The organism is Bosea sp. ANAM02, assembly GCF_011764485.1.
GTDB lineage: Bacteria > Pseudomonadota > Alphaproteobacteria > Rhizobiales > Beijerinckiaceae > Allobosea.
Genome location: NZ_AP022848.1, coordinates 3788715 through 3812926 on the forward strand (window position 1 = coordinate 3788715; position 24212 = coordinate 3812926).

Sequence of the window (24212 nt, forward strand, 5' to 3'; positions counted from 1 at the left end):
CCGTCAGCTCTCGACGAGCGGCAGCCTCGGATCGCCGGCCCGGTTCTCGATCTCGACCAGCCAGAGATCCCCGTCGAAGCGCAATTCGCGCTCGACGCGGTCCTCGACCGCGAGCGGATCGGCATCGAGCAGGAGCTGGAAGCGGCGTTCACCGTCATCCTCGGCCAGGGCCTGCGGCGCCGGGCCGTAGAGCGCGGCGGTGCCGTCCAGACGGTCGAGCTTGACGAAGATGGCGCCCGCCTCGCGGGCGCCACGGCGACGCAGCACGGCGACGAGACCCTCAAGCCCCGCTTGCCGCAGATAAGCCGAAACCCAGAAATCGCTGGTCAGACGCGCCATGCCGGGCGCCGCGGATCAGGTGCGCGGCGCCGCGCCCGAGCGGTTGGCGGATTTCACATCCGCCGGCGGGCGCAGGTCGCCATTGATCAGATCGGCGATCGGATCGCGCGCAGGAGCGGGAGCAGCGGCGGCGCGGGGCGCGGCAGGAGCCGGTGCGGCGGCGCGCGGCGCGGCCTGGACAGGCGCCGGCGGGCGCGGCTGGCTCTCGCGGGCGGCCTGAGTCTGCGAAAGATCGTTCGGGCGTGCGGGCGGGTAGATCGGCTGCGCGGCGGGCGCCTCCACGACCGGCGCGGGTGCCGGTTCGGCGCGACGCTCGGCCGTCGTCCTGGGCTGCGAAACCGGTGCGGGAGCGGACAGCATCGGGGCGGGGTGGCGCGCCTTCTGGAACATCAGCGCATTGGCGACGATGGCGAGGGAGACCACGCCGAAGGCGAGCAGGACGAGCGCTCGGCCCGGACGCTTGCCGGCGACACGCACGACCCGCCCGAGCCAGGAGGTCTTGCGGCGCGTGGCTTGAGCGCGGCGCACCGGGGCGGAGAGGGAAGCGCCGGAATGGGCGCGGGCGGCCATGGTCACGGACATTGCGTCAGCTCGTCTTCAGGCGGTCAGGCGGAGAGGTTCTTTGGTATCGATGCCCCGGCGCGGAGCCCTGGCGAAGGTCACGATCCTGGCGGGCTGCTCGACGCTGTCGGCGCCGCCGACCGGCAGGCGGACCGAGACGCGGGTGCCGACGCCCGGCGCGCTCTCGATCGTCAGGCGGCCGCCATGCAGGCCGACGAGGCCGCGCACGACGGACAAGCCGAGACCGGTGCCCTCATGGGTCCGATCATAGGCGCCCCTGGCCTGGAAGAAGGGATCGCCCAGCTTGGGCAGGTCGGCGGCGGCGATGCCGATGCCGGTATCGGAGACGGAGAGGTCGATCGTGTCGCCGTCGCGCACGACGGCGAGCGTCACCCGCCCGCCGGCCGGCGTGAACTTGATCGCATTCGAGAGCAGGTTGAGCACGACCTGCTTCAGCGCGCGCCGGTCGCCGTCCATCGCCGGCAGGGCCGGGCCGACGACACGTTCCAGCGCGATGCCGCCGGTCTCGGCGCGCAGGGCCATCAGCGTGCAGCAATCCTGCGCCAGCACGGCGAGATCAAGCGATTCGCGCTCGATGGCCATCGCGCCGCTTTCGATCTTCGAAATGTCGAGCAGCGTATTCACGACATCGAGCAGGTGATGGCCGGAGGCATGGATGATGCGGGCGTATTCGAGGCGCTTTTCCGCATCGAGCCAGCCATTGTCCCCGGTGCTCAGCATCTCGGAGAAGCCGATGATCGCGTTGAGCGGCGTGCGCAGCTCGTGGCTCACCGTCGCGAGGAACTGGCCCTTGACGTCATTGGCGCGCAATGCCTCGGCATGGCCCCGCTCGCGGGTTTCCTCGGCGGCGCGGCGCTCGGTGACGTCGCGCATCACGCAGACGACGGCCGCGCCATCCGCAGCGGCAGCGCCGGCAACGCGGCAGGCCTGCATCTCCAGCCAGAGCGAGACCGGCAGGCGGCTCTCGCCGGTGCCGTCGCGCGGCACGAAAAGCGTGCGGAAACAGGCGGTCACGCCCTCCTGGCCGTGAGCGGCATCGCTCAGCGCCTTCAGGAAGAGCGGCCTGTCGGCGATATGGACACGCTCGAACAGGCCGCGCCCGAGCAGTTCGCGCGGATCGGCGCCGGCCAGCGTGCGCGCCGCGGCATTGGCGAAGACGACGGCGCCGCCGGCATCGTGCCAGGTGACGAGATCGCCGACATGATCGAGCAGGAGCTGCGAGCGTGCGTCGGAAATGCGGTGCTCGCGCTCCTCGGCATGGCGCCGGCGCAGCAGGACGGCCGTCACGACCAGAGCCTGGGCAAGGGCGGAGATCGCCAGAAGCGGCATGGCCTCGCCGGTCCATGGCGCGGTTTCGGCAAAGAGGCCGAGCCGGTGCAGACCCGTAGCGGCGAACAGCGCGCCGACCGCGATCCAGCCGGCCCGAAGCATGAAGCCGCGCGCGCCGAAGAGCGCCGCCTCGACCGGCACGACGGCCAGCCAGAGCAGCAGTGGCGAGGACAGGCCTCCGGTCGCGCCGGCGAGCGCCACGATAAAGAGCGAGAGAGCGGCGGAGGAGAGCGCATGCGCCGCATCGAGGCGGCCGGTGCGCGACACCAGCGCGACCGAGAGCACCGCGAGCGCGGCGGCCACGATCATGGCAGCTTCGAAGGCGCCGGGCGCGCCGCGCCAGGCCAGATAGGCAGGGGCGAGGCCGAGCATGCCGCCGCCGACGAGCAGGCGCGACAGCACGAAACGTTCGTGACGCTGCCGTTCCGCCGGCTCCGACTGCACCGATGCATGCACCAGTGCCGCCGCCTGTGTCCTCAATGCTGTGATCGCCATACGGAACGCAACGCCTTACTCTTGCGGATACCCCCATCCGCTCGGCTCGATCTCGCCATGGCTGGTTTAAGCGGGGCTTAAGGCGAAGAGCGTCGAAGAGCGCCGATCGGATCGAGAATTTATATTTTTGACTAAATTTTCAATAGCTTACCTCAAATCGGATGACTTTTCCGGTATCCGGCGATGTTCGCGGCAAGGTGAACGGAAGCTGAAGATCGCCTGTGGCATTCGACTCGCATTTGAGCGTTTGGAATGACGCGATTTTTCGAGATCCCGGTCTAGGTTGTGCTCGCGGCGCAGAGGAAGGCGCCGGCGACGGAGACCGACATGGCCCATCTGCTGCGCAAGATCGCGATCATCGGCCTCATCGCCGTGAATTCGCCCGTGCATAGCGGCAAACCGGCCGATGATGCCTTGCTGCATGCACCGCAGGCAGCGACAGCGGTACGGACCGAAACGCGCAACCTCGCAGGCAGCCTGACGGCCGCGCGCGAAGCCGCTGAAATCCTGGCCGGCATGGACCCGGCCCTGCGCGAGCGCATCCTGCATGCCGCCGCAACAGCCGTGGCGGGTAAACCAGGCGCGCAGCGCTGAGAGCCTGTTCAGACCTTCCTTGAGCCCTCATCCTGAGGAGCCATTTCCTTGGAAATAGCGTCTCGAAGGATGCTTCAGGAGGCTCCGAAACGATCTGGAGCATCCTTCGAGACGCGATCTGCGATCGCTCCTCAGGATGAGGGCTGAGTGTCCAAACGGGCGCTGAACGCTTGACGCCCTCCCGCAATCGCGGGAAGAGGCCGGCATGACGACAAGCCTCGACGACATCGTCGCGAATTTCGACCTGCTCGACGAGTGGGACGATCGCTATCGCTACCTCATCGAACTCGGCAAGAGCCTCGAGCCCCTGCCGGAAGAAGACCATACCGACGCCAACAAGGTGCGCGGCTGCGCGAGCCAGGTCTGGCTCGCCGCCCATCGCGAAGGCGGCAGCGGGCCGCAGACCCGGCTTCATTTCGTCGGCGACAGCGATGCCCATATCGTGCGCGGTCTGGTCGCACTGGCGCTGGCGATCTTCTCCGGGCGGCAAGCTTCGGAGATCCTCGCGACCGACGCCTTCGCCATCTATGAGCGGCTCGGGCTCGCCGCCCATCTCACGCCGCAGCGCTCGAACGGCGTGCGCGCCATGATCGACCGGATCAAGCGCGACGCGCAGGCTGCGGCCGCCGCCTGAACGCGCTCAACCGGACACCGGGAATTCGCTTGGCCGGGCACCTTCCGCCTGCCAACTGCGCAAGCCGGGCTTTTGGCCGCGACGGTCCAGGCCGTAATGCGTCACCAAAGCGGCGAGCGCGACGCGCAGCACGACCTTGGCCGAGCGCGGCGGCCAGCGGCGTTCCTTCTCGACGAGATCGAGCCCCTTCAGGAAGCCGCAGATATCGATCGCCAGGCCTGACAGCTCGGGTCCTAGCCGGTCGCAGGCGAGTCTGACACGCTGGCGCGCCGCGAGCGCGGTGTCGGACGAGCCGGCGACATCACGCGGGCCGGCGGCCGCCTGCTCCGGCGTGAAAGCAGCGTCCCAATTCATCGTCACGCGTGGCAGCATCCCGGCCAGCGTGATATCGGCCCGGAAACGCTCGCCCGCCGCAAACTCCTCGCTACTGATCTGCGGCCTGCCATCCCTGCCGGGGCGGCGATACAGCCAGAGCAGCGGACTCTCGCGGTCGTCCATGGCGGGGGCTGGCGGCACTTTCGGCACGGATTGCGCGGCCTCCACCGCCGGAGCCCCCGACGCGGATGGCGTGAGCCCGAGCCGGGGCGGCTTCATGTCCTTCGACCAGGAGACGACGCCTTCCGCCTCCAGAACCCGGACCGTCTCCGCCGAGACGTAGCCGGCGCCGAGGCTCGTGCCGTTCAGTGTCCGGAACAGCGCGATGCGGCCGCAGCCCAACGGTGAAATCAGGCCATAGCATCCCGGCCCGGCGAGGTGCTTCAGCAGGCGGCCGGCTTCGTTGCTCGCGATCTCGATAGTCATTGGCGGGCCTCCGCCGGCTGTTCGGCCAGTCGCGCCATCGCGGCCAGAAGCGCGGCTTCCAGCGCGGCGAGACCGAATTCGAGCGCGGGATCGTCGCGGCGGTCTTCGATCAGGGCGCAGGCATGGCGGACGGTGGTGCGGTCGCGGCCGAAACAGATGCCGACGCGGGTGAGGCTGAGCCCGAAGGCAACGTGAGCCAGATACATCGCCGTCTGGCGGGCCAGCGCGATCGATTTCCGGCCCCGGCTCGCAGCCCGCAGACCGGCCAGGGGAATCCGGATCGCGGCGGCGATCGCCACTTCCGCCAGCCGCGCCCCGGCGGTCGCCCGCAGGGCGGTTTGCGATTGGTCGCTCGTTATGTTCATGATATGTTCCTATTCGCCCTCGTGCCCTGCCTTCCAGGAAGGTGTCACGACTATAGGATTATATTCTTATATGCTGCTTGACAAGCCCGGGGGCGGATTTATCCCCGGCCCTCCCTGCGCAGCGCGCACGAAAAAAGCCGCCGAGGTCATCGGCGGCTTTTTTCTTCAGGGCGGCGCGCTCAGACCACGCCGGACAGGTCGCTCAGCGGCGCTTGCGGCGCTGCTGGCCCAGGCCCATCTTCTTGGCGAGCTGCGAGCGCGCCTCGGCATAGTTCGGCGCGACCATCGGATAGTCCGGCGGCAGGCCCCACTTCTCGCGATACTGTTCCGGCGACATGTTGTACTGCGTGCGCAGATGCCGCTTCAGCGACTTGAACTTCTTCCCGTCCTCGAGGCAGATCAGGTAATCGGCCGTGATCGACTTCTTCACGGGAATGGCGGGCTTGGGAGCCTCGACCTGCACCACCGGCGCTGCGCCGCCGATCACGCGGCTCAGCGCCGAATGTACTTCGCTGATCAGGGCCGGCAGGTCGGAGGCCGGCACGGAATTGTTGGAGACGTAAGCGGAAACGATATCCGCCGTCAGCTCAATGAAATCAGACCCCTCGTTATCCGTCATGGCGATGTCTCTCCTTATCGTTCTTGGTAGCGTTTTGCGCTGATCGTCCACCGCCTCGCATCCGATAGCCTGATCAATATTGCCAATAGTGGGTCAAGCACCGTCAGCTCAGAATCGGATAACGCGGACTGATCAGGACATGCGTTTATTCGATACTGTTTATCCGTGCAAGTCAGCAATTCCCAACAATTGATGAATGCAAAGCTCAACAATTCATCAATGGGATGCTGCATTGCAACTGAACCGCGAAATCAAAGCCGCCAAGGGTTCCGATGTCTTGCAAGCTGTTCCGCGCCCCTCTACCTGTCGGCTCCCGATGCCGGAGATCGCCATGCGCCTGGAACAGGACCCTCGCTCGTCAACCCCCGGAACGGGCAAGCGCAGCCGCAGGCCAGCGCCACCGAAGGCCGACATCCGCACGACGGAAACGCAGGTCCACGGCGTCACGCTGCGTGACGACTATGGCTGGCTGCGCGCCGAGAACTGGAAGGACGTCCTGCGCGAGCCCGACGTCCTGCCCGCCGATATCCGCAGCTATCTCGAAGCCGAGAACGCCTATTGCAAGGCGCTGATGGCACCGACTCGGGTCTTGCAGAAGGATCTGGCCAAGGAAATGCGCGGCCGGATCAAGGAGGACGATTCGAGCGTCCCGCAGCCGGACGGGCCGTTCCTATACTACTCGCGCTATCGCAAGGGCGCCGAGCACCCGCTCATCTGCCGCAAGCCACGAAGCAAGGCGGGGAAGAGCGGCCGGGCGGGCGAGCAGATCATGCTCGATGCCGACGCGCTCGCCGCCGGCAAGGATTTCTTCGATCTCGGCGATGCCGCGCACAGCCCGGATCACCGCCTGCTCGCATGGAGCGCCGACGAGGCCGGTTCGGAGCTGCATAGTATTCACGTCAAGAACCTGGAGAATGGCACCGAATTGCCTGACCTCGTCCGGGACACCACTGGCGAGATCATCTGGGCCAGCGATTCACAGTCCTTCTTCTATGTCGCGCTCGACGCCGACCATCGCCCGTCGCAAGTCAGGCGCCACCGCCTGGGGGAGCCCGCTGAGGCCGACGAGTTGCTGCATGACGAAGCCGATGCCGGCATGTTCGTCGATATCGACAAGACCCAGTCCGGCCGCTTCCTGCTGATCACGATCGGCGACCACGAAACGTCGGAGACGCGCATTCTGGACCTCGACCGTCCGGAGGCGCAGCCCGTGCTCGTCGCGGAACGCCAGCCGGGGCGCCAATACAGCCTGGAGCATCACGGCGACGTCTTCGCGATCCTGACCAATGCCGGGCGCGCCGAGGATTTCAAGATCGTCACGGCTCCCGTCGATGCACCGGCTCCAGCGAACTGGCATGAGCTGATCGCCCATAAGCCCGGCCGCCTCATCCTCGACCATGTCTGCCTGCAGGGGCGCCTGATCCGGCTGGAGCGGGAGGACGGGTTGCCGCGCATCGTCATCCGCAGCCTTGCCGAAGGCACCGAGAGCAGCATCGCCTTCGACGAGGAGGCCTATGGGCTCGGCATGGACGCAGGCTACGAATTCGAGACGAATACGCTGCGCTTCATCTATGCCTCGATGGCGCGGCCGGCCGAAACCTATGACTACGACCTCGAAACCGGCGCGCGGACCTTGCTGAAGCGGCAGGACGTGCCCTCCGGCCACGATCCCGTCGGCTACAAGGTGCGGCGCATCTTCGCCACGGCCCCGGACGGGGCGCGCGTGCCGATCTCGATCCTGCACCGGGCCGATCTCGTGCTCGACGGCAGCGCGCCCTGCCTGCTCTACGGCTACGGTTCCTACGGCTCGGCGATGTCGGCCTCGTTCCGGACGCGGCCGCTCAGCCTGGTCGATCGCGGCTTCGTCTACGCGATCGCCCATGTGCGTGGGGGAACCGAGAAGGGCTGGCGCTGGTATCTCGACGGCAAGCGCGAGAACAAGCGCAACACCTTCACCGATTTCATCGCCGCCGCAGGAGCGCTGGCCGATGCCGGCTTCACGACACGCGGGCGCATCGTCGCCGAAGGCGGCAGCGCCGGCGGCATGCTGATGGGCGCCGTCGCCAACATGGCGCCGGAGCTCTTCGCCGGCATCGTCGCGGAAGTGCCTTTCGTCGACGTGCTCAATACGATCCTCGACGACACCCTGCCGCTGACGCCGCCGGAATGGCCGGAATGGGGCGATCCCATCCGCGACGTGAAGGCCTTCGAGACCATCCGCAGCTATTCGCCCTACGACAACGTCACGGCGCAGGCCTATCCGCCGATCCTCGCCATGGCCGGGCTGACCGATCCGCGCGTGACCTATTGGGAACCGGCGAAATGGGTCGCCCGGCTGCGGGCGACGATGACCGGCGGCGGGCCGGTGATGCTGCACACCAATATGGAAGCCGGCCATGCCGGCTCGGCCGGGCGTTTCGACTCGCTGAAAGAGACGGCGCTGGCCTATGCCTTCGCCATCCATACGGTCGGCGAAGGCTGGGATGCGGCTGGATCATCGGACTGAATATCGTATTCAGTCCGATGATCCAGCTCTTTGGTCTTGCATCGGCTTCTCCCGAAAACCGCGCTCCACTTTTCGGGTCGATGCATAAGGGCGTCTGATCAGACGCCGAGCCGGCTCTTCTCGCTGGCGAGATAGATCTTGAGCTCGTCCATCGAGGCGAAGCTGTATTCGCCATCGGGCGTGCGCGCGCGGATCGAACCGTCGGCGTAGATGGTGAAATGCGCATCGCCGACCTGATAGGCGCCGACGATGCCCTCGTCGGACGCGGGGCGGCTCTCGGCAGCGGCCGGGGCCTGCTCGGCCGGGTTCTCATCGATTGCGGCGGCCTCGGGAAGATCCGCCGAAGGAGCCTCGTCCGGCTCCTGAGGCGCGGGCAGATCGGCCGGCCCGGCCAACACCTCGGGTTCGGCGTCGACGGCGGCTGGCTCGGCAGGCGCTTCGAAAGCCTGCGGCTCGGTGCGCGGCGGCCAGAGCGGAGCGGCGTCCTCGGCGGGCGCGGGCTCTTCGGCCGGCGGCGTGCCGAGCCAGGGCTCGCGGCGCGGCGCGGCACGGTCCATCCAGGTTTCCGCCGCGGCGAAGGGATCCGGCTCCGGGGCGAAGGAGGGCTCGATGCGGCCGGTCTCGGGCTCCGGCTCGTTGAGATGCCCCGCGAGGCTCGCGCGCAGGGCACTGAATTCGTCGAGTTCTTCCGCCGCGTCAGCCGGTGTCTTCGGGGCTTCGACGGGAGCGATCGACGGCTCCTCCGGCGAAGGCTCGCTCGACGAGACGATGTCCGAAGGCTCCGGCTCGTCACGCTCGACGACGCTTTCCTCTTCGATGGAGGGCTGAACCTTCGCGGCGACCAGTTCGGCCGGCTCATGCCCCTCCGCCTCGACTGTGACGGCGGGCGCGACCAGCTCGGGCGGCGGCAACGACGCCTCTCCGAACATGTCGGGCAGCGGCTCCGTGCTCTCCACTGCGGGCTCGGCAACCGCATCGGATTCGTCCTCGGCGGCAGGCTCCGGCTCGTCCAGCTTCTGCGCGACGAGCGCGCCGAACAGATCGCGCTCCCCGGGCGAAGCGGCCTCCGCGGCCGGCGCCGGTGCCTTTTCGTCGTCGGTCGCCGCCAGCGCCTGCGCCACGGCGCTCGTCGCAGCCGCACCCGCGACCGCACCGATCGCTGCCGGGGCCACGGGAGGCACGAAGGCGGGAGCTTCGGGCCGCGCCGGCGCGGCGAACGGTGCCTGCTCGGGGACGGCAGCCGGAAGCGGCGCCTGTGTCCGCAACGCAATCGCCTCGACCAGCGCGCGCCGGATCCCCCTGATCTCCTTGAGAACCCAGGCCAAAGAAAGCATGATCAGGCCGGCACTGCTGGCGATCGAACCGATGATAACCTGGGTGAAACCACGCTCCAGCACCAGATAAGGCCAGCCGTCATAGATGGCGTAGCCACCGCCGCCGAACAGGAGCAAGCCCAGAACAGTAAAAATCGCGATCAATTCGATATCCTTGGCAGAGCCGCATCCGCTTTGGGCCGAGGCGACCGTCGCGTCACTATCTAATGTATTGAATAAGGGGAAGTTTCCAATCCGGACCGCTTAGAGCGAGAAATCTGGCGCGATTGGGGCGCCCTGTCGAGAAGGCATGTGCTTTTCGCAGCCGGAGCGGTTGTCGACCGGCGTGCAGGCGCTTAACTATCGCAGGGAATGGCAGGGCCGCCCACGGCTCAGCCTGCCCTGGCAGGCCATTCTCATTTCAAGCGATTTCACAGCCCGAGGAGAGGCCTGATGTCCTTTACCCTTCCCGATCTTCCCTACGCCCATGATGCGCTCCAGCCCTTCATGTCGAAGGAGACGCTCGAGTACCATCACGACAAGCACCACCTCGCCTATGTGACCAACGGCAACAACGCCATCAAGGGCACGGAATTCGAGGGCAAGTCGCTGGAGGAGATCGTCAAGGGCTCCTATGGCAAGAACCCGGCCGTCTTCAACAATGCCGGCCAGCACTACAACCACCTCCATTTCTGGAAGTGGATGAAGCCGAATGGCGGCGGCAAGATCCCGGGCGCGCTGGAGAAAGCGATCGTCGACTCGTTCGGCTCGGTCGACAAGTTTAAGGAAGACTTCGTCGCCGCCGGCGTCGGCCAGTTCGGCTCGGGCTGGGCCTGGCTCGAGGTCAAGGGCGGCAAGCTTGCCGTGAGCAAGACCCCGAACGGCGAGAGCCCGCTCGTCCATGGTGGCGCGCCGATCCTCGGTGTCGACGTCTGGGAGCACTCCTACTACATCGACTACCGCAACCGTCGCCCCGACTATCTCAAGGCCTTCCTGGAGAGTCTCGTGAACTGGGACTACGTCGCAGAGCGCTTCGACGCCGCGAAGTAAGCGGCGGATCGCCGGATACGAGAACGGGGCCTCGCGGCCCCGTTTTTGTTTGCTGTCATCCCGCACGCGCTGCGGCGCGAAGTGCCGCTGCGCAGATGCGGGACCGTCGTCAGGAGGAGGCGCCTTACCGTGATGCGGTCCCGTGTCTGCGCAGCGGCATTGCATGCCGCAGCGCGTGCGGGATGGCAGGCGCTCCCGAAGCCCGCCGCCCCCGGCGCTCAGGCGGCGACGTTGCGCAGGAACTGGTCGACGGTCGAATCGAGGCGCTGTGCCTGGTCCGCGACCTCGCCGGCAGCGCCCCGCACCTGCTCGGCCGAGCGACCGGTTTCCTCGACGCTGTCGGCGAGCACGCTGAGATCGCTCGAAACCGAGAGAGCCGAGGTGCTGGCCATGGCGACGCCGCTGGCGATCTCGCCGGTCGCGATGGCCTGCTGCTCGATCGAGGTCGCGACCGAGTTCGCGAATTTCTCGATGGCGTTCATCCGCTCGGCGATGTTCTGGATCGCGCCGACGACCTGGCCGGTGGCGCCCTGGATCGCCGCGACCTGCGCCACGATGCGGTCGGTGGCATCCGCGGTCTGCGCCGCCAGCGACTTGACCTCGTTGGCGACGACGGCGAAGCCGCGGCCGGCCTCGCCGGCACGCGCCGCCTCGATGGTGGCGTTCAGCGCCAGCAGGTTCGTCTGCGCGGCGATGTCACGGATCAGGTTGACGACCTCGCCGATGGCGCGGGCGGTCTCGTCGAGTGCCTGCACGGAGCCCGCCGTGTCACGCGAGACGGAGGCCGCCTCGACGATCTCGGTGCGGACGCGGCGGACCTGGAACTCGACCTCGCGGATCGCCGCGCCCATCTCTTCGGCCGCCTGCGCGGCATTCTCGACATTGCCGGAGGCGCCATGGGCGTTGTCGGCGGCACGCGCGGCGCGCTCGGAGGATTCCGCGGCGACGCGGGCTAGGCCGTCCGAAGCCTCGCGCATGCGCTCGGCATTGCTCTTGAACGCTTCCAGCGCCAGGCCGACCTCGGTGCGGAACGAGGTGATCGCGTGGTCGACGCCCTGCTGGCGCGAGCGCCGCTCGACTTCGGACGCGCTCTGCTTTTCCTCGAGCATCGCCCGCTCGGCGAGGCGGACCTTGAGGACGCTGAGCGCCCGGGCGATAGCCCCGATCTCGTCGCGCCGCCCTAATGCATCGATCTGCGTCGAGAGATTCCCGTCGGAAATGCTGACGATCGCCTTGGTCATGCTGCGCAGCGGGCGCATCGCCCGCGACAGCGAAAACCAGAGCAACGGCCCGAGCACCAGCAGGATGAGCAAACCAAGCCCCATGGTGACGAACTGCTCCCAGGCAGCGCGGGCGACGAGGCGCGTCTTGTCGAAGCGCAGCGCGACATAGCCGATCTGCTTCTGCTGGCTGCCGATCCGGACCGCGTGAATCTTCGTCAGGTAGACATCATCCTCGACATCGATCTCGGTGCGCTTCTCCAGCGCCTTCCACGGATCCTCACCGACCGCTTCGGTCAGCCAGCGCGGCGTCAGCGAAAGGCGTGCTTCCTCGTTGCGCCCGGCGGAAGCCAGGCCAGCGAGATCGTCGCCGACGATGCCGGCATCGAAATCGGGGTCGCGCCGGAGGGAAGCGAGAATGTATCCGAGCGTGCTGTTGTCCCGTGAAAGGATCAGCGACGGCGCGGCATTGACGACCATCAGGGTCAGCGCCGTTACCTTCTGGTCGAGATCGGCCCGCGTGCGGGCGTCGTTGTAGCGGGCGATCGCCATCACGACGAAGACGACGGCAATGGCGACGATGGCCACGGCCGCCGCCGCGATCTGCCGGCTGAGGGAGCCCAGGCCCTGCCCGCCCGGCTGCACCGGCTCTCCCGCGCCGGCTGCGCGCCTGAACACCTTCATCGAGCCGATCATCTCCGATACCGGCGCATCCTGCTGCGAAGAGCGGCGCCTCCAACCAGCCGCCACAATGGCCGATCCCGGTAAACAAATCGCTTGCGAGCACTCCCCGCGATCAGGCTTCCAACGCTGCGAAGCGGCGCAACGGCAGGTCCGGCGGCGGCAGGAAGGCGGCGATCGCGGCGTGCTCTACGGGCCGCGTCGCGATGACGGGATCGAGGGTGGCCAATTCGTCGTCGACGAAGCCCGGATGGCACATCACGAGATGGCACGGCCCCGGCTGGATCAGAAAGCGTGCGAGGTCGGCGCCGAAATCCCGCTGCGGATCGAACGGCGCCACGCCGGAAAAACCCCGGTTGACGCGCAGGCCACGCTTCAGCGCCGCGCCGCGGAAGCCGGTGGCGAGGCCGGCGATGACGAGCGCCTTGGCGACGGCGACGCCGCGCGCGCGAATTGCGGCGGCGCTATCCGCGGGATCGCGAACATAGAGCGAGCCCGCCGGGTAGCGCCTGACGAGGATGTCGAGCAGCGCCCGCCGCACGCCGGGAAGCACATGCACATGCTGATGCCCATCGACGAAATCCGGCGGCCGCCCGAGCGCCTCTTCGAAAGCATCGAGCTGGCGCGTGATCTCCGCTGCGATCTCCTTGCGCACGGCCGGAGAGGTGGCAGCAGCGCGCGCAACCTCCTTCAGGTCCGGCAAGGTGCCGCCGGGCGCCAGCCGCGGCATCGCCGAGAGCGGCGCGGCGCAGGTCAGGTTGAGATGCAGGCCGAGATCGGCCTTGTCGGCGAAGGGGCGCAGTTCAGGCGCGAGCCTTCGCCAATGCGGCCGATTGGTCATTGCACCCGTCGCCGTCAGCTTGCCGCGCTGGAGAAGATCGAGGATCGCGCGGCTGGCGCCGTCCGTCAGGGCGAAATCGTCGGCACACAGGATGAAGCCCTTCGCCATCGTGCGGGTTGCCCTTCGTTGACCGGGTTCGCGCTATAGCGCGATGCCTTCCTGATGGAAATGTGCCGTCACAACGCTTAGGGCCTGTTTGGAAACCCTGCCCTCATCCTGAGGAGCAAGCGAAGCTTGCGTCTCGAAGGATGTTCCAGCGGGTATCCAAGCCTCCTGGAGCATCCTTCGAGACGCCATTCCCAAGGGAATGGCTCCTCAGGATGAGGGCTGGGTTTCGAAGATGGCTCCGAGAGACCTCCGCGGTTCGGCAGACCGTTTCAGCGCTGCGGACTTGTCGGACGGCGAGCTTTGCGGTTCTGTGCGTCGCGCCTCGTCTGCGGGGCGAAGCATCCTCGCTGAAAGGTCGTTCGTGTCGGATATCGGGTCCCAGCCGGTTCAACGCGCGCCTCGGGCTTCGCGCTGGCCCGAGCTGTCCATCGTCGTGCCCGTGCATAACGAGGCCGCCAACCTGCCCCTGCTGGTCGAGCGCCTGCGCGCCGTGCTGACCAGCGAAGTCGCATCCTGGGAGATCGTCTTCGTCGACGACGGCAGCCGCGACGAGACGCTGGCCGCGATCCGAGACCTCAACGCCGCCGACCCGCGCATCAGCGCCGTCTCCTTCAGCCGCAATTTCGGCAAGGAGATCGCGATCGCCGCCGGGCTCGACCACGCGCTGGGCGACGCGGTCGTGATCATGGACGCCGACCTGCAGCATCCGCCGGAGACGATTCCCGCCTTCCTCGCCAAATGGCGCGAGGGCTATCTCAACGTCTACGGCCAGCGCACCGACCGCGAGGGCGAAACACGGATGAAGCGCGGCTTCGCCAAGCTGTTCTACCGGATCTTCGGCTATTTCGGCGAAACGCCGCTGCCGGAGGGCGCCGGCGACTTCCGGCTGCTCGACCGCAAGGCGGTCGACGCCCTACGGGCGCTGCCGGAGCGGGCGCGCTTCTCCAAGGGGCTCTATGCCTGGGTGGGGTTCCGGTCGGCCGGCGTCCCCTTCCATGTCGCCGAGCGCGAGCATGGGCAGTCCAAGTTCAAGTATCGAAAGCTGTTCTCCTTCGCGTTCGACGGCCTGTCGTCGTTCTCGACCGTGCCGCTGAAGATCGCCACCTGGTCCGGCGCGATCATCGCCGTGATCGCGGCGTTCTCGGCGATCTACTTCGTGCTGCGCACGCTGCTGTTCGGCACCGACCTGCCCGGCTTCCCGTCGCTGATCGTCTCGATCATGTTCTTCTCCGGCATCCAGCTCCTGTCGCTCGGGATGATCGGAGAATATGTCGGACGCATCTTCGCCGAGGTGAAGCGCCGACCGCTCTACCTGATCGGCGAGCGGGTCGGCTTCGAAGCCCGCACCGTCGATCATCCCCGCGGCGACGCCCTGCCGCCGCTGATCCGTTGACGATATGACAGGGCGTCATTCTCGGGCTTGACCCGAGAATCTCGTTCAGGAAGAGGCTCAGGCGCCGCTACGTCCCGAGATGCTCGGGTCAAGCCCGAGCATGACGAGGTTAGAGATGCTCAGAAACATCCTGTCGGTCGGCGGCTACACGCTGATCTCGCGGATCACCGGTTTCGTCCGCGACGTCGTGCTCGCGGCCGTGCTGGGCGCCGGCGCGACGATGGACGCCTTTTCGGTGGCGCTGCGCCTGCCGAACCATTTCCGCGCCATTTTCGGAGAAGGCGCCTTCAACCAGGCCTATGTGCCGACCTATGCCCAGGTCGCCGAAAATCAGGGTCAGCAGGCGGCCAATCTCTTCGCCGACCGGCTGTTCACCGTACTGCTGATCGTGCAGGTCGTGCTGCTGGCGCTGGCCCTGCCCCTGATGCCCTGGCTGGTCAGGCTGCTTGCGCCGGGCTTCAGCGAGGACCCCGCCGTCTTCGATCTCGCTGTCGCGCTGACGCGGATCACCTTCCCCTACCTGCTGTTCGTGACCATGGTCACGTTTCTCGGCGCCACCCTCAATGCCGTCGAGCGCTATGCTGCCTTCGCCGCCGCGCCGATCCTGTTCAACCTCTTCGTCGTCGCGGCACTGGCCGTGCCCTTCCTGTTTCCGAGTGCGGCCCATGCCGCCGCCTGGGGCGTATCGATCTCGGGCGTGGCGCAATGGGTCCTGCTCTCTATCGCGGCCAAGCGGGCCGGCGTGTCGAGCCGTCTGGTGCGCCCGCGCGCGGATGCCGGCATCCGACGCTTCCTCAAGATGTTCGGGCCGGCCGTGATCGGCTCGGCCGGGGTCCAGATCGCGATCTTCGCCGATACGATCATCGCCTCCCTCCTGCCCCGCGGCGGCTATGCCGCGCTCTACTATGCCGAGCGGCTCTACCAGCTCCCGCTCGGGCTGATCGCGATCGCGGTCGGCACCGTCGCGCTCTCGGCGATGAGCCGCGCCATCGCGCGGGGCGACGAGGCTGCCGCCAACCGCGCGCAGAATCGCGCCATCGCAATCTCGCTCGTCGCCAGCGCGCCCTTCGTCGCCGCCTTCGTCGCCGTGCCCGAACTGATGGTCGCCGGCCTGTTCCAGCGCGGCGCCTTCGATGCGCAGGCGAGCGCGGCGGCGGGCGCCGTGCTCTTCGCCTATGCGCTCGGCCTGCCCGCGATCGTGATGATCCGCGCGCAGGTCTCGGCCTTCCAGGCGCGTGGCGACACCACGACGCCGATGCTGGTCGCGCTCGCGGCCATCGCCTGCAATCTGCTGCTGAAGCTCCTGCTCTGGCGCGACTGGGGGGCGCCGGGCCTGGCGCTGGCGACCGCCGCAGGGGCCTGGGTCAACCTCACGACGCTGTTCGTGCTGGCAAGACGGCGCGGCTGGACCGCGCCGGACCCGCGCCTGCCGGGCTTCGCGGGGATCGTCTGCGGTGCTGCGGCGATCTGCGGCCTGCTTGCCTGGTGGGGCAAGCCGACGGCGCTCAAGCTCACCGCCGCCCTGCCTTTCGAGCCGCTCTTGATGACGGTGCTGCTGGTGTCCGGCTGTGCGGCGATCGTCTATGCCGTGCTCGCCGGCGGGCTGTTGAAGGCGACGGGGTTGCTCAGGCTGCTGCGATAGAAGAACTTGAACCTCAGCCGTCATTCTCGGGCGGAGCGAAGCGCAGACCCGAGAATCTCAGGCAGAAGGAGGCTCGGGCGCCCTCAGCGGCAGGAGATGCTCGGGTCAAGCCGAGCATGACGGAGGATGTTCTTCAAGCCAGGAAACGCTTCGCGCCACCGAGCAGCGCCACCGCCTCCGCCACCATGCGCTCGACGATCTCGCCGGCGCTCGGGATATCGGAGACAAGCCCGGCGGCCTCGCCGAAGATGACGGCGGCCCTGTCGGGATCGCCGGCCATGAAGGCCTCGCGATAGGCCGGTCCCTCGACAGCGATGGCACCCTTGAGCGCGGCATCGCGGCCCGCCCATGCCGCGATGAAGGCATTGTCCGCAACGCGGATATCGAAGGGCTTCGGCCAGTCGAGCTGGCGGGCGATATCGGGCAGTGACGAGCGCACGGTCTGGTCGCCGGTCGCGGCGACGGCCGCGGCATGGTGGCGCTCATGCACCATCGCCTCGCGGCTCGCCCAGAAGCGCGTCCCGGCGAGGACGCCGTCGGCGCCCAGCATCAGCATCGCCGCCAGTCCCCGGCCATCGGCGATGCCGCCGGCGGCGACGAGCAGCGTATCGGGGCTTTCGCGGGCGATCAGGTCCGCCGCCTCGGGCACGAAGGGCAGCGTCGCACGGCTGGCGCCATGTCCGCCGGCCTCGGAGCCCTGGGCCACGATAATGGCTGCATTGGCATCCAGCGCCTGCCGGACATGGGCGAGCGTCTGGCACTGGCAGATCAGCGGTACGCCCGCCGCCGCGATCTCGCCCGCGAAGGGGCGCGGATCGCCGAAGGAGAGCATCAGTGCGGCGGGCTTATGGGCCAGCGCCTGCGTCAGAAGCTCGGGCTTTTTCGCCATCGACCAGGTGATGAAGCCGCAGCCGACCTGTGTGTTGCCGGCAGCCGCGAATTGCTGCTCGATCCAGGCCGCATCGCCATAGCCGCCACCGATCAGGCCGAGGCCGCCGGCGCGCGTGACCGCCGCGGCGAGCGCCCCACCGCCTGCCAGCGCCATCGGTGCCGACAGGATGGGATGGGCGATGCCGAGGCGTTCGGTCAGTCGCGTGGCGAGGCGTGCCATGGACCCTGCCTTCCGGATCAGGCAGCCTTCGGCTTGCTGTGGGCGTAGTCCATGTAGAGCTCGCGGGCGCGGCGGAAGAGCGGGCCGGGCTGGAGCGTGCGGTTGTCGATGCGGGTCACCGGCATGCACTTCGAATAGTTGCCGGACATGAAGATCTCGTCGGCCTGCTCGAAATCCTCGTAGCGCAGGCTGCATTCCTCGACCGGCACGCCGTTCTCGCGCAGCAGCCTGATGACGCGCTGGCGGGTGATGCCGTTCAGGAAGGTGCCGTTCGGAACCGGGGTCTTCACGACGCCGTCCTTGGCGAGGAAGATGTTCGAGGTCGCGGTCTCAGCGACATTGCCCTGCATGTCGAGCACCAGCGCGTTGTCGAAGCCGGCGGCCTTCGCGAGCTTCAGGACGCGGGCATTGTTCGGATAGAGGCAGCCCGCCTTGGCGTCGGTCGGAGCGGTCTCGTAGCTCGGGCGGCGGAAGGCGCCCTTGGTCACCGAGAAGCCGTTGGTCGGCTGCGGCATCGCCGCTTCGAACAGGCAGAGCGCGAACTGGGTCGATTCCGGGTCGGGCATGATGGTGGAGGGGCCGTCCGCCTCGCCCCAATACATCGGCTTGACGTAAAGCGCCGTGCCGGGCGCGAATTTCTTGGCACCCTCGAACATCTTCTCGACGATGAAGCCGGGCTCCACGGTCGGGTTCAGGCCGAGCGCGGTGGCCGAGCGGTTGACGCGGGCGGCATGCAAGTCGATGTCCGGCGCGACGCCATCGAAATAGCGACCGCCGTCGAAGACCGACGAGGCCTGCCAGAGCACATGGCTGCGCGGACCGACGATGCCGGGATTGCCCTCATGCCAGGCGCCATCGAACCAGGTCCACGTCTGAGAATACCATGCCATGACGGCGCTCCATTGTAGGCGATCCAACTCAGCCGCACCGTCCTCCCCCCGCCCGTCGTCGTCAACATGCGGCGATGCATATCGGGATGACGTGATGTGATGGAAGCAATCGGCCCGCGTGATGGATCGAGGGCTTTCTGAAACTCAGCCCTCATCCTGAGGAGCAGCCACAGGCTTGCGTCTCGAAGGATGCTCCAGATGGTTCCGCGGCCTCCTGGAACATCCTTCGAGACGCCGCTGACGCGGCTCCTCAGGATGAGGGCTGCGTTCGCAATCCCCTAGAAGCCGAGCGCGCGCAGGCCGGAGATCGCGGCCATGCCGACGAGCAGCGCCAGCAACTCGCTGCGCCGCAGGATCATCGTGCCGACCGCCGCCAGCAGCGCGACCGCCGCGGCCCAGCCGAGCCGCTCGACCAGCGGCAGCACTGTCGCCACCACGATCGAGCCCGGCAGGGCCGCGAGTCCGCGCCGGACATGCGGCGTCAGCGGGATGATGCTCATCAGCGCCACGCCGGAGATGCGGCAGAGATAGGTCGCGACGGCCATGGCGGTGATCGCAGCCAGCGCCCCCCAGGTGCCGAGATCAGGCAGCGTCATCGGAGAACGCTCCCGTGACCGCGCCGGCGAGCGAGCCGACGATGATGAAGGCGTAGCCGTCGATAAGCCTCGCCGTCACCAGCGCGACGACCCCGGCGACGACCCAGGGCACCATGCCCCGCTTCCCGCGCCAGAGGGGCACGATCATCGCGGCGAAGAAGATCGGCATCACCAGATCGATGCCGTAGCGGCGCGGATCGCTGACCAGCGCGCCGAGCATGTAGCCGCCGCCCGTCGCAACGACCCAGACCAGCCAGAGCGCGAGCCCCGCTCCGACCAGAACACCGAGATCGCGGCCGCCCTCTGCCCGGTAGCGCGTGCCGATCAGCCAGTTGGCATCTGTGAAGAAGAAGAGATGGAAGGCGTTGAGCGCCTTCGGATATTTCGCGAACCAGGGCTGCAGCGAGGCGCCCTGCAGCACCATGCGGGCGTTCACCGTCGCGGTGACCACGGCGATGCCGGCGATGGCGCCCCAGCTCCATTCGGGACGCCAGAGCTCCAGCGAGACGAGCTGCGCGACGCCGGCATAGACGAAGCCGCTCATCAGCAAGGTCTCAAACAGGGAGAGCCCCTTCGCTGCTGCGGCCGCCCCGAAGGCGACGGCGAAGACGACGATACCCGGCATCAGCACGGAAACCTTGCGCAGGCCGAGCATCATCCCGGCGGCGGTGATCGGTGCGTCCGGGACGACCGGCGGCAGGTTCGGATCGGCTGACATGATCCTTCCAGAAGCGGGAAACCTTGCGCGAAGGTCAACGCGCGCGAACGGCGCAGCTGCATGAATTCCGCGCAGGGCGCGACAGCCTTCGGCAGGAGCCCTACAGATGGGCCATGCACTGGTTCGACGACGCCGATGCCATCGCCCCTGCCCTGCCCGCGATCTGGCTGGTCCGGACGGGCGCGATGCCACGCAACCTGACGGAGCGCTCCGCGCTGAGGCGCAGCACGGCCCGGCGGATCGTCGCCCGCCAGCTCGGTTGCCGGGCAGAGGACGTCGCCATCGCGCATGATGCGGCCGGGCGCGCGCTGCTCGATCGGCCTCGTGAGACCGGCCTCCATCTTTCATTGGCGACACGCGCCGGGATCGTCGCCGTCGGCCTCGCGCGCCAGCCGCTGGGCGTCGATGTGGAACAAGTCGATGAACAGGCTGCGCCACCGCTCGACCTGTTGCACCCCGACGAGCGCAGCGCCCTCGACGCCGTTGCCCTCACCGAGCGAGCCCGGAGCTTCGCGCTCCTCTGGGCCGCGAAGGAAGCTTATGTGAAGGCTTTGGGGACGGGCTTTCGGCGTGCGCCGGAGAGTTTCGTGGTGTCGCTCCTCTCCGAAACGACCTTTCGCGTGACCGATGCCTCCGCACACACCGACTTCACCGGCGCACTCCGCACCATGAAAAACGGCGGCCATGAAATCATGGCCGCCGCGCTTGTTATTACCCGTTAGGCTGAAGCTCAGCCCGCCTGATCGATCGGCTTCTTCTTGAGGGCATAGCCGACGATGCAGACGAAGGCCGCGCCGAGCACCGCCGCCGTGTAGAACGGCACCTTGGCGGGCAGGAGACCGGCCGGGTTCGTCTCGGACACCGGCACGCTCTGGACCCAGCTCGGCATATGCACCTGGAGCCACTGCATCACCGCCATGTCGCTGAGCAGCATCTCGCCGGCGATCCAGCCGAGCAGGGCCGCGCCGAGCCAGATCAGGATCGGGAAGCGCTCGAGAACGGCCGAGAGCATGCGCGCGCCGAAGATGATCAACGGGATCGTCAGCAGCAGGCCGAACACGAACAGCTCGAAATGGCCACGCGCGGCGGCGGCGATCGCGAGCACGTTGTCGAGGCTCATCACCGCATCGGCGATGGCGATGGTGCGTACCGCCTTCCAGAGGTTGTCGCTGGCCTCGATCTCGCCATGCGCCTCTTCCTCACCCTTGGCGAGCTTGATGGCGATCCAGAACAGCAGCAGCGCGCCGACGACCTTCAGGAAGGGGATGTTCAGGAGGTAGCTGACCACCACGGCGAAGATGATGCGCAGGCCCACCGCCGCGCCGGCGCCGAGCCAGATGCCGACCTTGCGCTGCTTCTCCGGCAACGAACGCACGGCGAGCGCGATCACGACCGCGTTGTCGCCCGACAGCAGCAGGTCGATCCAGATGATCTGGAGCAGTGATGTCCAGAAGGCGGAAGATGCGAAATCCATCGGTCAGGTTGCCCCTTTTTGGTTTGTCAGTGCGCCGGATCGGGCCGGCGAGATTTAATGAAATAGCCTAGGCCGAGCACGAGCAGCGCGCCCAGGATCGCGGCCGGGTATTCCAGCTTGTGCAGCAATTCCTCGCCGAAGCGCGCGATCAGCCAGGGGTCACTCTCGAACATCTCGCCCGCGACCCAGCCGAGCAGCGCCGCACCCGCCCAGACCAGGATCGGGAAACGCGTCAGCAGGCTGGTGATCAGCGAGGCGCCGAGCACGATCAGCGGAATCGAGATGACGAGCCCGGCGATCAGCAGCGGAATCGAATCCTTGGCGACGGCGGCGATGGCCAACACGTTGTCGAGGCTCATGACGATGTCGGCGATGGCGACCGTCTGCACCGCCTTCCAGAGCTTGCTGCTGGCGGTGATCGAATCCTCGTCCTGCCCTTCCTCCTCGATGATGAGCTTTACCGCGATCCAGATCAGCAGGCCGGCGCCGACGATCCGCAGGAAGGGCGTGTTCAGCAGCGAGGCGATCAACACGGTGAAGAGCACGCGCAGCACGACCGCGACACCGGCGCCGAGTGCGATGCCCTTGGTGCGCTGAGCCGGCGCCAGCGCCCGGCAGGCCAGCGCGATGACGACCGCATTGTCGCCGGAAAGCACGATGTTGAGCAGGATGATCTCGGCCAGCTTGCCCCAGACCAGCGGATCGACAATGGAAACCGACGCTAAATCCATGATCTCAAACCTTTGAATATGGATACGACCTGGCGCCGAGGCCGGCGCCTCAAAGCGCCTGCTCGACCGCCTTGCCGGCAGCTTCCGTGCCGAGCGAGCCGCCGAGATCGCGGGTCCGGGTCCGGGCATCGCCGAGCGCACGCTCGATCGCGGCCTCGATGCCCTTGGCGGCCTCGTGCTCGCCGAGATGGTCCAGCATCATCGCGCCCGACCAGATCATGCCGACGGGATTGGCGATGCCCTGCCCGGCGATATCCGGCGCCGAGCCGTGGACCGGCTCGAACAGCGAGGGATGATCTCCGGTCGGGTTGATGTTGCCCGACGGCGCGATGCCGATCGTTCCGGTGCAGGCCGGGCCGAGATCGGAGAGGATGTCGCCGAACAGGTTGGAGGCGACGACCACGTCGAAACGGTCGGGATTGAGCACGAAATGCGCGGTCAGGATGTCGATATGGTACTGGTCGACCGCCACGCCCGGATAGTTCTTCGCCATCTCCTTCACCCGCTCGTCCCAGTAGGGCATGGTGATCGAGATGCCGTTGGACTTGGTTGCCGAGGTCAGCTTCTTCCGGGGGCGGCGCTGCGCCAGCTCGAAGGCATATTTCAGCACGCGGTCGACGCCGACGCGGCTCATCACCGTCTCCTGGATGACGATCTCGCGCTCGGTGCCGGCATACATCCGCCCGCCGACCGAGGAATACTCGCCCTCGGTGTTCTCGCGCACGACGAAGAAGTCGATATCGCCGGGCTTGCGGTTGGCGAGCGGGCCGGGCACGCCCGGCATCAGGCGCACGGGGCGCAGGTTGACGTATTGGTCGAACTCGCGCCGGAACAGCAGCAGCGAACCCCAGAGCGAGACATGGTCCGGCACCTGGGCGGGCATGCCGACGGCGCCGAAATAGATCGCGTCATGGCCGCCGATCTTCTCTTTCCAATCGTCCGGCAGCATCTTGCCGTGCTTCGCGTAGTAGTCGCAGGAGGAGAAATCGAACTGGTCGAGACGCAGTTCGAAGCCGTATTTCTTCGAGGCGGCCGCGAGCACGCGCAGGCCTTCGGGCATGACCTCCTTGCCGATGCCGTCGCCGGCGATCACGGCGATGCGGTAAACGCGGTTGGTCCCGGTCATGCGGTCTCTCCGAAGAAGGCGCTGAATTCCGCGGCGACGAGATCGGGGACCTCCTCCGCCAGATAATGTCCGCCCGGCAGAGCCCGGCCGCGCACATCCTGCGCACGCTCGCGCCACATGGCCAGTGGGTCGAAGCATTTTCCGATGATGCCGCGCTCGCCCCAGAGCGCCAGCAGCGGGCAGGCGAGCTTGCGGTTGCCATCGGCATCGTCATGAGCGATGTCGATCGTCGCGGCGGCGCGATAATCCTCGCAGCTCGCATGGATCATGGCGGGATCGCGGAAGCAGCGCAGGTATTCGGTAAGCGCCTCCGGCTCGAACAGGCGCATGTCCGAGGCGCGCCGGCTCGTCCAGTAGAACTCCGGGTCGCTCTCGATCATCCGCTCCGGCATCGGCGCGGGCTGGATCAGGAAGAACCAGTGCCAGTAGGCGCGGGCGAAGGCATCGGTGGTGTCGCGATACATCTCGCGCGTCGGCGCGATGTCGAGGGTGGCGAGCTTGAGCACCCGCTCGCCATGGTCGAGCGCTAGGCGATGGGCGACGCGGGCGCCGCGATCGTGCGAGCCGACGAAAAAGCGCTCATGCCCGAGCGCGCTCATCACCTCGGCCATGTCCTGCGCCATGGCGCGCTTGGAGTAGGGCGCATGCTCGGCGTCGCTCGGCGGCTTGCCGGAATCGCCGTAGCCACGCAGATCCGGGCAGATCAGGGTGAAATGCGGGGCGAGCAGCGGCGCGATCCGGCGCCACATCACATGCGTCTGCGGATAGCCGTGCAGCAGCAGGAGCGGCGGTCCCTCCCCGCCCATCCGCACGCGAATGCGTGGCCCGGACGTCGTGACGTCGAGCAGGCGAAAGCCGGGGAACAGATTGTCTGTGACGGGACGTTCAGTGAGAAGCATAGGACCGCGGAGATGCAAGAATGCGTCAGCGCTTACCCCGAAAGTGCAGGGATTTCGCGCATGGATTATTACATAATGTCGATCAATGGTGGGAAGGGACTTCTGGCTGGCGAATGCAGGCGAGCCGGCCCGTCATGCCCGCCCTTGTGGCGAGC

At 67.4% G+C, this 24212-nt stretch carries 24 protein-coding genes; 7 read left to right on the forward strand and 17 right to left on the reverse strand.

What is annotated here, in order from left to right; translation table 11 throughout:
* Nucleotides 1–3: 3 nt before the first annotated feature.
* From OCUBac02_RS18125 to OCUBac02_RS18135, 3 genes are read right to left on the reverse strand one after another with little or no spacing between them, the layout of a single operon-like run.
* Nucleotides 4–339 (reverse strand): DUF1491 family protein, encoded by a 336-nt coding sequence (locus OCUBac02_RS18125; RefSeq protein ID WP_047582635.1) that lies wholly within the window; start codon nt 337–339, stop codon nt 4–6.
* A 15-nt stretch (nt 340–354) separates the two neighbouring features.
* Nucleotides 355–921, reverse strand: coding sequence for a hypothetical protein (locus OCUBac02_RS18130; RefSeq protein WP_173047628.1), 567 nt, complete (start codon nt 919–921; stop codon nt 355–357).
* 15 nt (nt 922–936) lie between these two features.
* Nucleotides 937–2745 (reverse strand): PAS domain-containing sensor histidine kinase, encoded by a 1809-nt coding sequence (locus tag OCUBac02_RS18135; RefSeq protein ID WP_173047629.1) that lies wholly within the window; start codon nt 2743–2745, stop codon nt 937–939.
* A gap of 327 nt (nt 2746–3072) precedes the next feature.
* Between OCUBac02_RS18135 and OCUBac02_RS18140 the strand changes: the two genes are divergently transcribed.
* Both OCUBac02_RS18140 and OCUBac02_RS18145 read left to right on the forward strand, forming a co-directional pair.
* Nucleotides 3073–3339 (forward strand): hypothetical protein, encoded by a 267-nt coding sequence (locus OCUBac02_RS18140; protein WP_047581141.1) that lies wholly within the window; start codon nt 3073–3075, stop codon nt 3337–3339.
* Between the two features lie 205 nt (nt 3340–3544).
* The gene (locus OCUBac02_RS18145) at nt 3545–3973 is read left to right on the forward strand and encodes a SufE family protein (protein ID WP_173047631.1); all 429 of its coding nucleotides are present in this window, start codon (nt 3545–3547) and stop codon (nt 3971–3973) included.
* Nucleotides 3974–3979: 6 nt separating this feature from the next.
* On the opposite strand, the gene OCUBac02_RS18150 is transcribed toward OCUBac02_RS18145, so the two are convergent.
* From OCUBac02_RS18150 to OCUBac02_RS18160, 3 genes are all read right to left on the reverse strand, one after another.
* Nucleotides 3980–4774, reverse strand: a complete 795-nt coding sequence (locus OCUBac02_RS18150; RefSeq protein WP_173047633.1) for a DUF6456 domain-containing protein — start codon at nt 4772–4774, stop codon at nt 3980–3982.
* Complete coding sequence (locus OCUBac02_RS18155) at nt 4771–5139, reverse strand: helix-turn-helix domain-containing protein (protein WP_052232171.1); 369 nt, start codon at nt 5137–5139, stop codon at nt 4771–4773. The genes OCUBac02_RS18150 and OCUBac02_RS18155 overlap by 4 nt, the downstream gene beginning before the upstream one ends.
* Before the next feature lie 202 nt (nt 5140–5341).
* Nucleotides 5342–5758, reverse strand: coding sequence for a Ros/MucR family transcriptional regulator (locus OCUBac02_RS18160; protein ID WP_047577155.1), 417 nt, complete (start codon nt 5756–5758; stop codon nt 5342–5344).
* Nucleotides 5759–6089: 331 nt separating this feature from the next.
* Between OCUBac02_RS18160 and OCUBac02_RS18165 the strand changes: the two genes are divergently transcribed.
* Nucleotides 6090–8264, forward strand: a complete 2175-nt coding sequence (locus tag OCUBac02_RS18165) for a S9 family peptidase (protein WP_173047635.1) — start codon at nt 6090–6092, stop codon at nt 8262–8264.
* Between the two features lie 98 nt (nt 8265–8362).
* On the opposite strand, the gene OCUBac02_RS18170 is transcribed toward OCUBac02_RS18165, so the two are convergent.
* Nucleotides 8363–9742 carry a hypothetical protein gene (locus OCUBac02_RS18170; protein ID WP_173047637.1) on the reverse strand — a complete coding sequence of 460 codons (1380 nt, stop codon included), beginning with the start codon at nt 9740–9742 and terminating at the stop codon, nt 8363–8365.
* Nucleotides 9743–10030: 288 nt separating this feature from the next.
* Between OCUBac02_RS18170 and OCUBac02_RS18175 the strand changes: the two genes are divergently transcribed.
* A complete protein-coding gene (locus OCUBac02_RS18175; protein ID WP_173047639.1) occupies nt 10031–10627 on the forward strand; it encodes a superoxide dismutase in 597 nt (198 codons plus the stop codon).
* A gap of 218 nt (nt 10628–10845) precedes the next feature.
* On the opposite strand, the gene OCUBac02_RS18180 is transcribed toward OCUBac02_RS18175, so the two are convergent.
* Both OCUBac02_RS18180 and OCUBac02_RS18185 read right to left on the reverse strand, forming a co-directional pair.
* Nucleotides 10846–12531 (reverse strand): methyl-accepting chemotaxis protein, encoded by a 1686-nt coding sequence (locus OCUBac02_RS18180; protein ID WP_173047641.1) that lies wholly within the window; start codon nt 12529–12531, stop codon nt 10846–10848.
* 112 nt (nt 12532–12643) lie between these two features.
* On the reverse strand, nt 12644–13477 hold the full coding sequence (locus OCUBac02_RS18185; protein ID WP_173047643.1) for a ChbG/HpnK family deacetylase: 834 nt from the start codon (nt 13475–13477) through the stop codon (nt 12644–12646).
* A 361-nt stretch (nt 13478–13838) separates the two neighbouring features.
* Between OCUBac02_RS18185 and OCUBac02_RS18190 the strand changes: the two genes are divergently transcribed.
* Both OCUBac02_RS18190 and murJ read left to right on the forward strand, forming a co-directional pair.
* Entirely contained in the window at nt 13839–14870 is a 1032-nt protein-coding gene (locus OCUBac02_RS18190) for a glycosyltransferase family 2 protein (RefSeq protein WP_244638976.1), read from the forward strand.
* 115 nt (nt 14871–14985) lie between these two features.
* On the forward strand, nt 14986–16512 hold the full coding sequence (gene murJ, locus OCUBac02_RS18195; protein WP_173047645.1) for a murein biosynthesis integral membrane protein MurJ: 1527 nt from the start codon (nt 14986–14988) through the stop codon (nt 16510–16512).
* A gap of 133 nt (nt 16513–16645) precedes the next feature.
* Here murJ and OCUBac02_RS18200 read toward each other — a convergent pair whose 3' ends face one another.
* The 4 genes from OCUBac02_RS18200 to OCUBac02_RS18215 form a co-directional block, all read right to left on the reverse strand.
* Entirely contained in the window at nt 16646–17623 is a 978-nt protein-coding gene (locus OCUBac02_RS18200; RefSeq protein WP_173047647.1) for an NAD(P)H-dependent flavin oxidoreductase, read from the reverse strand.
* Between the two features lie 17 nt (nt 17624–17640).
* The gene (locus OCUBac02_RS18205) at nt 17641–18513 is read right to left on the reverse strand and encodes a branched-chain amino acid aminotransferase (protein WP_173047649.1); all 873 of its coding nucleotides are present in this window, start codon (nt 18511–18513) and stop codon (nt 17641–17643) included.
* Between the two features lie 278 nt (nt 18514–18791).
* On the reverse strand, nt 18792–19109 hold the full coding sequence (locus OCUBac02_RS18210; RefSeq protein WP_173047651.1) for an AzlD family protein: 318 nt from the start codon (nt 19107–19109) through the stop codon (nt 18792–18794).
* Nucleotides 19096–19827: an AzlC family ABC transporter permease gene (locus OCUBac02_RS18215; protein WP_173047653.1), complete on the reverse strand. Its 732-nt coding sequence runs from the start codon at nt 19825–19827 to the stop codon at nt 19096–19098. Before OCUBac02_RS18215 ends, OCUBac02_RS18210 begins: the two co-directional genes overlap by 14 nt.
* 113 nt (nt 19828–19940) lie before the next feature.
* Here OCUBac02_RS18215 and OCUBac02_RS18220 point away from each other — a divergent pair, with 113 nt between their 5' ends.
* Nucleotides 19941–20549, forward strand: a complete 609-nt coding sequence (locus OCUBac02_RS18220; protein ID WP_173047655.1) for a 4'-phosphopantetheinyl transferase family protein — start codon at nt 19941–19943, stop codon at nt 20547–20549.
* Between the two features lie 8 nt (nt 20550–20557).
* Here OCUBac02_RS18220 and OCUBac02_RS18225 read toward each other — a convergent pair whose 3' ends face one another.
* From OCUBac02_RS18225 to OCUBac02_RS18240, 4 genes are read right to left on the reverse strand one after another with little or no spacing between them, the layout of a single operon-like run.
* Nucleotides 20558–21301, reverse strand: coding sequence for a TerC family protein (locus OCUBac02_RS18225; RefSeq protein ID WP_173047657.1), 744 nt, complete (start codon nt 21299–21301; stop codon nt 20558–20560).
* Between the two features lie 26 nt (nt 21302–21327).
* Complete coding sequence (locus OCUBac02_RS18230) at nt 21328–22032, reverse strand: TerC family protein (protein WP_047577341.1); 705 nt, start codon at nt 22030–22032, stop codon at nt 21328–21330.
* A 49-nt stretch (nt 22033–22081) separates the two neighbouring features.
* Entirely contained in the window at nt 22082–23158 is a 1077-nt protein-coding gene (locus OCUBac02_RS18235) for a tartrate dehydrogenase (protein WP_173047658.1), read from the reverse strand.
* Entirely contained in the window at nt 23155–24057 is a 903-nt protein-coding gene (locus OCUBac02_RS18240; protein WP_173047660.1) for an alpha/beta fold hydrolase, read from the reverse strand. The genes OCUBac02_RS18235 and OCUBac02_RS18240 overlap by 4 nt, the downstream gene beginning before the upstream one ends.
* Between the last annotated feature and the right edge of the window lie 155 nt (nt 24058–24212).